Genomic DNA, 13,061 nt, shown 5'->3' on the forward strand with positions numbered 1-13,061 from the left:
CTTTTCAACTTTACCGAGCAACCAATTGAAAATCAATAAAAAAGCCTGTCAGCATAAAATATAGCCAACAAGCATTCATGAGTTACTGATTTAGTAAAAACTCGGTGATTTCATTTAGATGTTGTTCAACTGAGATAGGATCATTGAAATAATAACCAATTGGGTCCATTTCAAACACACGATCATTCTCTACAGCTTCAAGCCCTTCCCAAATAGAGCTTTCGTAGAGAAAGTTCCCGTCCATATTCACAGTCCATGGAGCCGTTAAAATATAATCACCTGCGTAATCAGGAACTACCTCTAAAGACAAGTTATTATAGCCATCGTTTTCTACAGCTTCAACAGCGGCTTCAGGCATCATTAAATCCAATTCCTCATACATAATTTCGCCTCCGCGACCCCAACCGCTTCCATACAGGTAAACATCGCTATCTGTCGGCTGTAAAATGGAAATGGTCCCATCACCTACTGCAGCTTGTACATCAGGCTTAAGCCCCTCTACTTGAGCGTCCCATTCGTCAATCCAGCTTTGAGCTGCTTCTTCCCGACCAAACATCTCTCCAAATTCCATCAGTTGATCTTTATAGCCTAATGAGGCGTAATCAACAGCAACTGTTGTTGTAATACTTTCAAGCTGATCTAAAATTTCGGATGAACCATAAGCAATAATTAAATCTGGATCTAACTCAAGGACTTGTTCAACTGATACAGTGTTTGCATCACCTAAATTCTCAACACCTTCTGTATAGTCTTCTAAAAATGGGCTTTCAAACACGTAATCAGTTGTGGCAGCAACGTCAATCCCTAGTTCTTGTAAGTAGCCAAAATAAACATCGGCTAAAAGTACGACTCTCTCGGGATTTGCAGGTATCTCTTGCATACCATTCATCGCTTCGTATGGAATCGTCTCTGTTGTTGACCCACTATCATTTTGCTCATCCGCTCCGTTTCCACAAGCTGCTAACACCAGTGCACTAAGGGCAAACGTTCCAAAAGACCATTTATGGATTTGTTTCATGTATATGTACCTCGATTCTATTGATAAAGATTTTCATTTTCAATTAAAAGTATAATATGAAACCAACTAACGTGCAAATATTATCTATAAATGAATATTTTTTTCATCTTTTTATACGTACATATTGCGACAGTCTTCGGAAGACATTAAAATAAACGGTAGATTTTATGGGGGTGGTTCACTTGGAGAAAGAACACGAAACAAAATTGAAACGTACGCTTACGCTGGTACCGCTTCTCGTTATTGGCTTAGCTTATATGGATCCGCTAGTCGTTTTTGATACGTACGGTATCGTTGCACAACTTACGGAAGGACACGTCGCAACGGCTTACTTGTTTACAATCGCAGCGCTTCTTTTAACGGCCTATAGCTACGGAAGGATGGTACAAGCTTTCCCTAAAGCGGGTTCAGCGTATACGTATGCGCAAAAAAGCATTCATCCAAATGTTGGGTTTGCAGCTGGATGGACGCTCCTACTCGACTATTTATTTCTTCCAATGGTCAACTTCGCCATTGGCATGGTGTATTTGCAAGCCGCTTTCCCACAAATACCTGCTTTTATTTGGGTTGTTCTATTAGCAACCGTCATAACGACAATTAATATTCTAGGCATTCGCCTTACCGCAAATGTTACTGGCTTATTTGTCACTTTTCAAATTCTTGTGGCAGCCATCTTTATCTTTTTTGTTATAAAGGGGTTAGCGAATGGGTTTGGAACTGGTGAGCTCTTGTCCATGATGCCTTTTTACAGTACATCACTTGAGATGACAACGGTTTTTACTGGGGCAGCCATACTCTGCTTTTCATTCTTAGGCTTTGATGCCATTTCAACCCTTTCAGAAGAAACAAAAAACCCAAAAAGAACCGTGCCCTTGGCCATTATGTTAGTTGTTCTTATCGGTGGTGGGTTGTTTGTTGGTGTATCCTATTTACTACAACTCGTATACCCACAGTACGATTCGTTTGTTTCAGCAGAAGCAGCTTCTTTAGAAATTGCTCAATATGTCGGTGGTGCTTTTCTTTACTCACTATTCTTAGGAGGCACAATGGTCGCAGTTGTATCGTCATCTATGTCTTCTCATGCCAGTGCCTCACGTCTTTTATTTGCAATGGGTAGGGATAGTACGTTGCCTAAACGCTACTTTGGGTATTTACATCCTAAATTCAAAACACCGGTTTTTAACATTGTCTTAATTGGCGTACTCTCACTGACCGCCATCTTTGGAGAACTTGAAATTATCTATTCCTTTATAAGTTTCGGCGCCTTAATCGGTTTCACAAGTGTAAATGCTTCTGTTATTGCGCACTATTATATACGACAAAAGCAACGCTCTTTGAAAGGAACTATACTCAATCTGATTATTCCTTTATTAGGAGCTACTTTCTGCTTATCTCTTTTGTATTCAATTGAAACAAACGCATTAATTATTGGTTTAAGCTGGATGTTCTTAGGGCTCTTGTACTTTATTTATCGTAGGAAAAAATTTGCATCTGAATAAAAATTGATTTATTGATTATGAGCAAGTAAGATTAAGGGTGATGCAAAAGGAGCATATATTGGTCCAACTGCTTAGGGGGTATATGTGCGACAGTTTAAACGATCACTTTTATTCATTTTTGCTTGCCTCATGACGATTTCTTTCCTCGTGTTTTACCTTTACACATCGGAAAATAGTCGTTTTTCCATCGACCATCTGGAAGAAACTCTTGGTACAATGATGCGAGGAGACCATCCAGATGTTCCTATAGAAGAAATTATTTATGCTGACGAGCTCCATCCGATTGTAGCAGAAAAAACCGAGCAATTAATTGAACAAGCGTCGCAAATCGGCATTGCCATTATCATTACTGATGGGTTTCGGACTATTGAAGAGCAGGACGCTCTTTACCAGCAAGGTCGTTCAACAAATGGTAGCATTGTTACACATGTTGCCGGTGGCGAATCCCTCCACAATTACGGTCTAGCTGTCGATTATGCATTACTAAATGAAAATGGACAACCTATTTGGGACTTAGAGTATGATGGAAATCACAACGGTGAAAGTGACTGGATTGAAGTTGCAGACATTGCAAAAGACCTAGGATTTAAATGGGGTGGCGATTGGAAGCATTTCGTTGATTATCCTCACTTAGAAATGACGTTCGGCTATTCTATGAGCGATATTCAACGAGCATTAAACGATTCTACTTCATCTACCGATTCATAAAGGAGTGACCGTTATGTAATAAGGATAAGGTCACTTCTTTTTATACTTTTAGCAGGAAAACTAAGAAAAAGCGAGAACTATTTTAAAGGAAGAAATCTTTATGATCGATATATTAAAAGAAGTGGGTTGATAACCGTGGAACTAGGTAGAACAATTAAGTACTACCGGATAAAACATAACATGACACAAGCTGAACTCGCTGATGGTATATGTTCTATTCCACATTTAAGCAAAATTGAAAATTCAATATATAATGCCAATTTCGGGACTGCAGCACTACTTTTAGAACGACTCGGAATTAATATTGAAGAAGAATATGCCCAGCATTCAGAAATCAAACATACGCTTGATGCGTTTATAGAAGCTATTCAATTCGCTGATGAAGAGAAAGCAACTGAATACTATGAATTGCTTCTCGATAAAGAAACCGTTATACCGCGAACCAACTACCGCAATATGTACCATTTGTACATGATGCGCTATCATTTAATGAACGGTCATTTAACACTCGCTTTTAAAGATTGGAGTATTGTCGACAAAAACAGGAGTAACCTTGATCCTGTTGAAGAACTTTCCGCCGAATTGTTTTATGGTATTTATCTAGTAGAACTCGGACGACTGAAAGAAGCTAAACAACTACTGCTAAGTATTAAAAATGCAGAACATTCATCACATTATCTTTTCACTCGAGAAATTGCATTTATTTTATCCCATTGTTATACCGAATTAAACCAGCCTGAGAAAGCCATTATTTATGCAAAAGAAGCACTTTACCTATTTAAACAAGAAGATAACTATATACGCACTGCTCAATCACAAATGCTGTTAGGCATTAATTATACACAGTTAAATATGCTGGAAGAATCACAACGGGTGTTTAAAGTCCTCTTGCGCAATTCGCGATTATTTGGTCAACAATCGCTTTATTTTCAAGCAACATACAATTATGGCATCTTATTAAAGAAAAATGGTGAGTACGAAGCCAGTCACGATTGTTTCTTGCAGTGCACACAATTTTATGAACCTTCTAGCAAAAACTATCTCTATGCTCGTTTAGCTGATGTAGAAGTGTTGTTCCTATTAAATGCCGATAAAACGCGTATTCGCGACATATTGATTGAAATTATTGAGCAAAGCGTTTCCCAGTCCCACGAACGGTTAGAGCTTCAAGCGAGGTATTATATGTATCGCCTTGAATCGTCTGAACAACTTTATCATTTTATTGAAACTGAATTGTTGCCCCACTTGGAGCGACTTGAAAGCCATGCGGAATTATTGCCTTATGCCCGCGAGCTAGCTCTTTGGTACCAACAGAATGGTCACTACGAAAAAGCCAATGAGTATTTACAGAAATACTCTTCTATTACGACAATAAAAGATTTATCCATGGTCTAATCTAGTCAAAATTAAAAGCTTATGTAACCGCATATATGCGCTTCATAAGCTTTTTTTCATTTAACAGGTTCTTTAAATGAAGGAGAATCAGTTGCTTCACATAAAAAAACAACAAAAAAGCGCACGACCGTGCTTTCACCGCATCAACCATTGCCTGAAAATCGAGAATCATTTTCTCAAAAAGGCTAAAGTGATGCTAGCGAAAGCGGCAGTCCGTAACGCTTTTTTACTAGATTACTAGTTCGAGTAGGTCTCTTTTGCAGGAAAGACTAATTAACGTGTTGCCGCTTCTGCGTTAACAAGACCACTTCCGAATTGAGTCGTATTTCCTAAGTTTGTTGCCGTATTTTTAAGGTGGTTACGAATTTGAACATTTGACCAAGAAGGATTCTTTTGCTTCACTAACGCAGCAACACCAGCAACGTGCGGTGTAGCCATAGATGTACCATTGAAGCTTGCGTATCCATTGCCAGGAACCGTACTTTGTACACCTACACCTGGTGCGACAATGTCAAGACCTGCTCCGTACTGAGAAAAGCTAGCGCGGTTGTTGTTTTGATCTGTTGCACCAACAGCCATCGCATTTGCATAGCGTGCTGGGAATCCAACATTTCCTGCACCTGAGTTACCAGAAGCTGCGACTACAAGAACGCCACTTGCTGTTGCTTGGTTAACAGCTTGTTCCATTGTAGCAGATCCAGCACTACTTCCTAAACTCATGTTAGCAATATGCATGCCATTATTTGCAGCCCATTGTAAACCTTGTGCAATACCACTGATTGACCCAGAGCCACTTGCTCCTAGCACTTTAACCCCATATAAATCAACGTTAGGTGCTACGCCAAGTACACCGATTGAATTGTTTAACGCTGCAATTGTACCAGCAACGTGGGTACCATGACCGTTTCCATCACTAATGTTCGGCTCTCCTGGTACAAAACTCGCACCGCCACGAATTCTTAAATCAGCGTGATTTGAGATCCCTGTGTCTAAGACAGCAACACGAACTCCAGTACCTGTGAATCCTCTGCTTTGGGCAATCGGAGCTTGTACACGGTTAATGCCCCATGGAACAGTTTGCATTGTCGTTACCTCAGCATCTTCCTCAATATAGGCGATTGCTGGATCAAGCTCTAAAGCATCGACATCTTCTGGATCAAGTTCAACGGATAAAACAGGAATAAAATCAAATTCATGAAGGAGATCAATTTCAACATCTTCCGCTTGAGAAGAAATAGAATACTCATCGCCATCAATTTGGTCAACAAATTGAGACATAACTTCTTGTTCTTTAAAGCCAATGAGGTATTTTTCCTTTGCTTCCTCGGCTGCTTGTGCGATCGATGAACTAAATGCTACTGATATAATTAGTGCTGTTCCGGCAACAATTTTCCCCATTTTCTTATTCAATTCGTTATACCTCCTCAAAATGTTCCAACCTGCGCAGCTGGTAATCTAAAATTAACAAAATTTTAACTCTTTTGGTATTGGGAAACCTTTTTAGCTATTGGGAAATATACGTAAATTAATAGTTAACTTTTTTGTTAGCGGATGATTAAAAAAGCATGTTATTGCTCATAATGGTAAAAAAAGGAGGAGAATAGATGGAACTACTTCACCGTGTAAATCATGAGGATAAATCGATCAAACTCCCTACAAATAAACGCTTATCCCGCCACATTCTCACATATAGTCATTGGTACGATCAATCAACGATCGAAAAAGCCAAAGCAGATTTAAAACAATTGCTGTAACACTTCTATTTTCCATCATCAAGAAAAGAGACCGGTTTCCCGGTCTCTTGCTTTGTCGAACGAATGAAAAAAGACTCGTTCTTTTGCTCTCTATCATTCTACTTTATTCTCATTTTTCATACTGTGTTACCAAAGAAGCATGCTTTTCATGCATCATTGTTTCCACATACCAGCCTGTGTCTTCTTCTAGCTGTTCTAAAATATGCGTATGTTCATTTACATAAGCAAACGCTTTGCTGTCTTCATATGGAATATGCAACGCTTTTTTAATGTAATGAGTGAATACGTTAGCCTGTATGCTTTCAACGAGACGATCCAACCCTTCTCCTGTTTTTGCCGATAGAAAAATCTCGTCTTTTTCAGTTGACCATTCCCTTGCCTCAACCCGATCCATTTTGTTATAAACCGATAAAAGAGGTTGGTCTATTTCCAATTCCTTTAACGTGTTTTCTGTTGTACGCATCATTTCTTTATAATAACTACTGGAGTAATCTACAACATGAAGCAGTAGATCTGCTTCGCGAGCCTCTTCTAGTGTTGAACGAAAGGCTTTTACTAAATGAGTTGGTAATTTTGATACAAACCCGACTGTATCCGCAAGAAGAAAAGGCATATTCTTTTGCATTTCAACACGTCTAACCGACGTATCTAGCGTCGCAAACAGCATGTCTTTTTCAAATACTTTTTTCTCCTGCTTTTCAGTGACAAACGCATTAAGTAACGATGACTTCCCTGCATTCGTATACCCAACTAACGCTACAACTGGGATACCTTCTGTTTTTCTTTTTTGCCTTTGAGTTTGACGGCGCTCGACCACGACCTCAAGCTCTTTTTCTAATGCACTAATTCGACTTTCAATTTTTCTTCGGTCCAGCTCAAGCTTCGTCTCACCTGCACCTCGGTTCGCAAGACCAGATCCACTTCCGCCTTGCCTACTAAGCGAAGCCCGCATTCCAACAAGACGTGGTAGTAAGTATTTTAACCTCGCAATTTCAACTTGGAGCTGCGCTTCGTTCGTCTTTGCGCGCTCTCCAAAGATATCTAAGATGAGCATCGTTCGATCATAAACCGTTACTTCAAGTTCTTTCTCCAAGTTTCGGATTTGCGACGGCGTTAGCTCATCGTTGAAAATAACTAAATCAACGTCAAAGGAAGCAATTAATCGGGATAGTTCAGTCACTTTGCCACTCCCAAGATAAGTTGCTTGATTGGGTGTTTGAAGCTTTTGTGTGAGTGAAGCAACCGGATTTAAGTCAAGTGCTCTAGTTAAATTTTCTAATTCTTCCATCCCGTAATCAAAGTAGGTGTCTCCTTGTCGTTCAACACCTACCACAATACTATCTTTAATGGTTCTTGTTACTGTTTCATGCATGTATTTAAAAACCTCCATCTCTTTTGTTGTTACACAAAAATGACACACGACTCAGCCTATGTGTAAACGAAGGTTAGTTCATGCCATCGTCAACAGGTGATGCTGCGCATCATTCCATTCCACTGCGCTTTGTAACGGTTAAATCGATCACGATGACGATTCCTCCTTTAAGCTTCTAGCTTTAGAGTACCATTTGTTCGATAGACGTGTAAATTAGGCTGTGTAACTATTTAAGTGAACGCGGTTTTTCATGCTTTGTCTTCTTTAAACTTTTTAGAATTAAATGATTCACAATCTCAGGATATTCATGATGAACCCAGTGTGTGGCGTCATCGATAAAAATAAGTTCTCCATTTGAGCAACGTTTCAAACTTTCTTTTGCCAATGTTTTCGACAAAAACGGGTCGTTCCATCCCCAAAGAATTGTTGTTGGTACAAGAATGTTTTGTCCAAACGACTTAGGACCATTCCGAAAATCCAACCGAATAGCTCGATACCAGTTTAACATCGCTGTCAGTGCACCAGGCTTTAACCAGGCATTTCGATAATGCTCTAAGTCCTCTTTTGCAAATGCGCCCTCTCGTCCTGTCATTTGTAAGCCTTTTGCCATATATTTAAATTTCTTTGTTTGCATAATTTTTTCTGGTAAAAAAGGGATTTGAAAAAAGGCTATATACGAACTACGGACAAGCTGCGTTGGATTTTTCACCATTCCTTTAGGCATATCTGCTGGATGAGGGATATTAATTGGAATAAACGTTTTAACTCTTTCTGGTCTAGTTGATGCTAAATGCCACCCTACCGCTCCTCCCCAATCATGTCCGATAACAATAGCTTGTTCTCGCTGGAAAGCATCCATAAGCGCAACACAATCATCCCTTAATGCATCAAGACTATAAGCCTCTATTTCTTGTGGTTTGTCACTTTCATTATACCCACGCTGATCTGGCACTACGACGTAATAGCCTTGGGTAGCTAACGCGGTTAATTGATGCCGGAATCCATACCAAAACTCAGGGAACCCATGTAACATAAGAATAAGTTCGCCTTCTTTTGGACCAGCACAAACCACGTGAAAGGTATGCTCGTTCGCTTCAATTAATCGATGTTCAAACCTCATTATTCTCACACCTTTCTTTTCGGTAGTCTTCTCTACCCGTATTCTTTCGCCTTTATGCCAGTACTTTCCTGTTACCGATATTATGTCTTGACGTGCATGAAGACTTCGCATATACTAATTTTACAATCACATACATTCCTTCAAAGGGGAGTAGCTGCAAGTGATTTTTACTTGAACCAAAGTCGTCATTACGTGGATTATTTCCACCGGCTTTGTTTGGCATGATACATAAATGTCTAGCAAGACCTTTGCCTCGTTCGTACACAAGGCAGGGGTCTTTTTTGTATTCATAAAGATCCCTCATTTTGTCGAACCTAAGGGGTGCAAAAAAAGAGAGGCGTGTTGTTTATGGATGCAGCTTTATTACTTGAATACAGCTGGGTATTACTTGTTTTAATTGCTTTAGAAGGAATTCTTGCCGCTGATAATGCTTTAGTCTTAGCCATTATGGTGAAGCATTTGCCAGAAAAAGAGCGAAAAAAAGCCTTGTTTTATGGCCTTGCCGGAGCATTCGTTTTTCGTCTTGCTTCTCTATTTGTTATTTCGTTCCTCGTAGACGTTTGGCAAGTACAAGCGCTTGGAGCCGCTTATTTATTATTTATTGCTCTAAACCATTTATTTCGAAAGCATGTTGTTAAAAAGCAAGAACAAGCTGCCGGTATAACAAAAGTGAAAAAAGGTAGCGGCTTTTGGACCACGGTCTTTAAAGTCGAAATTGCCGATATCGCGTTCGCTGTAGATTCTATTCTCGCTGCAGTTGCCTTAGCAACTGCTTTAACACCAACAGGCTTAGGAACAGTCGGAAGTATGGATGTTGGTCAGTTTGTTGTCGTCTTCTTAGGTGGTTTTATTGGACTGCTCATAATGCGATTCGCAGCATCTAAGTTTGTTATTCTGCTACAGAAACGGCCTGGATTGGAAACCGCGGCGTTTGTAATCGTTGGTTGGGTAGGTGTTAAATTAGCTGTTCAAGTTCTTGCTCATGATGCCATTGCCGTTATCCCGCATGAATTCCCACATTCCACTGGGTGGAAATTATTCTTCTATACCGTACTTGTACTCATTGTTCTTGCGGGTTGGTTCTTATCAAAACAACCGAGTGATGGAAACGAATCAAAAACGGAATTGGAAAAACGAGCGGAAAACAAAGTTGAAGGGTAATGAATCGAAACAGAAAAAGCTTGCGCATTTTTGCGCAAGCTTTTTCTAATCAACTTAAGTAGAATTCCCCTTTTATTATCGTAAGGATTGAATATTCTGCACATCTATGTTTCACTTAAATAGAACCACTAGGGGCGTCTTTTGACTGAGAAAAGCGTAGCTTTGACCCTTTGAACCTGATCTGGTTTATACCAGCGTAGGGAAGTGGAGATGCTAGTTATTGATTGAATAGCTCTCCGTGAGGGTCCTCCCTTTGTGTAAAAAAAGGAGGTTATTGTTATGAGTTTTAGCAACGAATTACGTGAACACGCCAACCCCGTATTTGAAGCCATTTTACAACATCCGTTTGTTCAAGGTATCGGAAAAGGACAACTCCCACCTGAAGCATTAATCCATTATGTTAAGCAAGATTTCGAATATCTAAATACGTTTATGCAAATTTACGGATTAGCCATCAATAAAAGTACGACAAGAGAAGACATTGCGCTATTTAATGAACAAATATCCTTTATTCTTCATAGTGAAATTCACCCACATAATAATTTCTGTCAAGTGGCAGGGGTTTCTTACGATGAACTTCATTATGAGCCACTCGCACCAACCGCTCATCACTATACAAGACATATGCTTGATGTAGCTCAGAAGGGCTCATTAGCAGAGATTTTAGCCGTGCTCCTTCCTTGCCCTTGGACGTATCAAGTTATTGGTGATTACCTTTATGAAACGTTTAATCCAACAAAGGAACATCCTTTTTATGACTGGATTTCTTTTTATCGTTCGAATGGTGAAATGAACGTCACTGCTTTATTTTGCCAGCGTTTAGACGAGCTTGCTAAAGACGAGACCCCTGTTCAAAAACAACAGATGTTGGATCACTTCGTAAAAAGCTGCCAATTAGAATTAGCGTTCTGGGAAATGGCGTACACAAACGAAACATGGCCTGTTTCATTAGAGCCTGTTACATGAAGTATGTATGGTATGCAAGCTACGGATCAAACTTGTTAGAGGAGCGTTTTCTTTGCTACATTCGAGGTGGTCAACCCTTTGGGTCAACAGAAAGCGAACCAGGAGCACGTGATCCGTCCCTTCCACTTCGATCTATTCAGTTCCTCATGCCTTATACGCTTTATTTTGCAAAAGATCGAACAAAATGGGGTGAAGGTGGCGTTGCTTTTATTCGCAATAAGCAGGATAAGCAAGCACACACATTATCAAGAGCCTATCTTATTACTCTCGAACAATTCATTGATGTTGTGCGACAGGAGAACCGAGTAGAAACGATCGCCATCGATTTTAAGGCATTGTTTAAAGAAGGGTCAGTTGAATTAACGGAGGGCTGGTACAATAAATTACTTGTTGCAGGCTATCAAGATGACCTTCCCGTTTTAACGTTTACGTCCCATCAAGATTGGCCTATAGAAGAGGAAAAAGCTCCTTCTTTTTCATATGAAGAAACATTGCTCAATGGATTAGCCGAACTAGGGTTAACGAAACCAGAAGCGAAGCACTATCTAACATCTCATTATCCTGACGGAGATAGCTCAAGAAGTGACTAACAGGTACACAAACCAAAAAAGCACACTAGACGGTGCCCTCGACTCATAGCCAAAGAGTTGCCTATGGCTAGTTGACACGGTAACTGCGATTTGCATCATGCGGTTACCGATGTCACACACAAGCCTATAGAGTAAGCATCCGTCAGGTGCGCTTCTATAAAGAACCATTCTTCTTACGTCATTCGCTACTTGAAAACCTCCCTACTATATTCTTAGTAGTTAGAACCATTATCCGTTTGTTTAGCTAACACTTCTAGAACTGCTTGATATACCGCACCTTGATACTCATTTCCAGCGTTTTCATCAAGCTTTACACCGAAGTTAAGATCAATATATTGACCTTCATCTAGCTGCCAGAATTCGTTATCTCGACCTGTTTGCGATCCATCCCCTAAGAAAAGTTCGCCAGTATTTTGATCGTATTCACTTTCATCGACAATGGCTACAAGCACTTCTACATCATCCGATCCAGCGGTAGATGCCGCCGAAAACGTTTGTACTTCGTTTGTAACACCATTAAATAGTTGATCTAAACGATACTGAGCATCTTCATATACATCTCTTCCAGGAGCTACTGTGTATTTCAATGCGATATAGCCAACTTTATACGCATCAATCGGTACTTCAAGATCAACTTGATGTCGATAAGTAGCCTGTAAATGTGTATCAAGTGTTCCTGTATTTTCAACTGACAACCAGTCCCCAAAAATAAGTTGGGATGGTGCAAAGTTAGATGCTTGTACAATTGAACCATCAATGTCCTGTCCATTGTTCAATTCCAACGTACCACCTTGAATTTCCCCAGTCGCTTCTACAGAGTCCGTAAACCATGCAAATGAACCAGTTGAAGTGGCTGTAAACACCAATGCACCTGCAAAGGCTGTGCCGAGTAATGACAGTTTAAGGGCTTTCTTTTTCATAAAGTTGCTCCTCCTTCGGTTTGTTCCGTTTTTTTTGTATCATTTCAACAATCGTTAGGATAAAAAAAAGCATTAAAGGAATAAATACGACATAACGCATATCGATATTTTTTTGTATAGTTTCTGCGACAAGGCCTACTTTTGGAATCGTAAAACGGTGTACCCCTACAATTTGTTCGCTTACGATAGGAAGACGATCTTCAATCGAGTTATTATCCCCTTTCGTAATATAGGATTTGCTCCCCTGTTCGATCGATTCGTTTACAATACGGTGCGTGAACAAGCGTCGTTCTGGTGTCATATACGTCACAACATCGCCTACCTCTGCATTTTCTACTTGTTCAATAATAATGACATCACCAGCAGAAAATGTTGGCTCCATACTATTGGAGAGTACGGTAAAGGACGTATAACCAAACAATTCTAAACCGCTATTTTCTTCTTCTCCATTCAGTTGTAAAAAAAGCAATAAGACAACAAAGAATAGGAAAGAAAACAGCGTCATGACCACTAAACGTATGCCTGTCCATACTTTTTTCGCCATTTGTTACACCCTTA

The 13,061-nt window shown here is 39.8% G+C and carries 13 protein-coding genes and 2 riboswitches; of the genes, 7 read left to right on the plus strand and 6 right to left on the minus strand.

Features of this window, described 5'->3' with window-relative positions:
* Window positions 1-82: 82 nt before the first annotated feature.
* Entirely contained in the window at window positions 83-1,018 is a 936-nt protein-coding gene (locus tag E2L03_RS15940; RefSeq protein ID WP_038483167.1) for an ABC transporter substrate-binding protein, read from the minus strand.
* 167 nt (window positions 1,019-1,185) lie between these two features.
* Between E2L03_RS15940 and E2L03_RS15945 the strand changes: the two genes are divergently transcribed.
* The 3 genes from E2L03_RS15945 (at window position 1,186) to E2L03_RS15955 (ending at window position 4,620) form a co-directional block, all read left to right on the plus strand.
* Window positions 1,186-2,517 (plus strand): APC family permease, encoded by a 1,332-nt coding sequence (locus E2L03_RS15945; RefSeq protein WP_038483170.1) that lies wholly within the window; start codon window positions 1,186-1,188, stop codon window positions 2,515-2,517.
* Between the two features lie 84 nt (window positions 2,518-2,601).
* Complete coding sequence (locus E2L03_RS15950) at window positions 2,602-3,225, plus strand: M15 family metallopeptidase (protein ID WP_038483173.1); 624 nt, start codon at window positions 2,602-2,604, stop codon at window positions 3,223-3,225.
* 135 nt (window positions 3,226-3,360) lie between these two features.
* Window positions 3,361-4,620: a helix-turn-helix domain-containing protein gene (locus E2L03_RS15955; RefSeq protein ID WP_038483177.1), complete on the plus strand. Its 1,260-nt coding sequence runs from the start codon at window positions 3,361-3,363 to the stop codon at window positions 4,618-4,620.
* Between the two features lie 273 nt (window positions 4,621-4,893).
* Here E2L03_RS15955 and E2L03_RS15960 read toward each other — a convergent pair whose 3' ends face one another.
* Window positions 4,894-6,030 (minus strand): S8 family peptidase, encoded by a 1,137-nt coding sequence (locus tag E2L03_RS15960; protein WP_078440037.1) that lies wholly within the window; start codon window positions 6,028-6,030, stop codon window positions 4,894-4,896.
* 194 nt (window positions 6,031-6,224) lie between these two features.
* Here E2L03_RS15960 and E2L03_RS20550 point away from each other — a divergent pair, with 194 nt between their 5' ends.
* Entirely contained in the window at window positions 6,225-6,374 is a 150-nt protein-coding gene (locus tag E2L03_RS20550) for a hypothetical protein (RefSeq protein WP_158318550.1), read from the plus strand.
* Window positions 6,375-6,483: 109 nt separating this feature from the next.
* Here the strand turns inward: E2L03_RS20550 and hflX are convergent, their stop codons facing one another.
* Together hflX and E2L03_RS15970 are read right to left on the minus strand one after the other, a co-directional pair.
* Window positions 6,484-7,746: a GTPase HflX gene (gene hflX, locus E2L03_RS15965; protein ID WP_055736879.1), complete on the minus strand. Its 1,263-nt coding sequence runs from the start codon at window positions 7,744-7,746 to the stop codon at window positions 6,484-6,486.
* 226 nt (window positions 7,747-7,972) lie between these two features.
* A complete protein-coding gene (locus tag E2L03_RS15970; protein ID WP_134259631.1) occupies window positions 7,973-8,866 on the minus strand; it encodes an alpha/beta fold hydrolase in 894 nt (297 codons plus the stop codon).
* 133 nt (window positions 8,867-8,999) lie between these two features.
* Window positions 9,000-9,173, plus strand: a riboswitch (yybP-ykoY riboswitch).
* Window positions 9,174-9,214: 41 nt separating this feature from the next.
* Between E2L03_RS15970 and E2L03_RS15975 the strand changes: the two genes are divergently transcribed.
* From E2L03_RS15975 to E2L03_RS15985, 3 genes are all read left to right on the plus strand, one after another.
* Window positions 9,215-10,027, plus strand: coding sequence for a MeeY/MeeF family manganese export membrane protein (locus E2L03_RS15975; RefSeq protein ID WP_038483186.1), 813 nt, complete (start codon window positions 9,215-9,217; stop codon window positions 10,025-10,027).
* Window positions 10,028-10,147: 120 nt separating this feature from the next.
* Window positions 10,148-10,247: riboswitch (TPP riboswitch) on the plus strand.
* A gap of 59 nt (window positions 10,248-10,306) precedes the next feature.
* The gene (gene tenA / locus E2L03_RS15980) at window positions 10,307-10,993 is read left to right on the plus strand and encodes a thiaminase II (RefSeq protein ID WP_134259632.1); all 687 of its coding nucleotides are present in this window, start codon (window positions 10,307-10,309) and stop codon (window positions 10,991-10,993) included.
* Complete coding sequence (locus E2L03_RS15985) at window positions 10,990-11,583, plus strand: hypothetical protein (RefSeq protein WP_038483191.1); 594 nt, start codon at window positions 10,990-10,992, stop codon at window positions 11,581-11,583. Before tenA ends, E2L03_RS15985 begins: the two co-directional genes overlap by 4 nt.
* 212 nt (window positions 11,584-11,795) lie before the next feature.
* Here E2L03_RS15985 and E2L03_RS15990 read toward each other — a convergent pair whose 3' ends face one another.
* Both E2L03_RS15990 and E2L03_RS15995 read right to left on the minus strand, forming a co-directional pair.
* Window positions 11,796-12,503: a TasA family protein gene (locus tag E2L03_RS15990; protein ID WP_038483195.1), complete on the minus strand. Its 708-nt coding sequence runs from the start codon at window positions 12,501-12,503 to the stop codon at window positions 11,796-11,798.
* Complete coding sequence (locus E2L03_RS15995) at window positions 12,484-13,047, minus strand: signal peptidase I (protein ID WP_124742574.1); 564 nt, start codon at window positions 13,045-13,047, stop codon at window positions 12,484-12,486. Before E2L03_RS15995 ends, E2L03_RS15990 begins: the two co-directional genes overlap by 20 nt.
* Between the last annotated feature and the right edge of the window lie 14 nt (window positions 13,048-13,061).

Origin of the sequence: Shouchella oshimensis, assembly GCF_004375095.1 — a bacterium.
GTDB lineage: Bacteria > Bacillota > Bacilli > Bacillales > Bacillaceae_D > Shouchella > Shouchella oshimensis.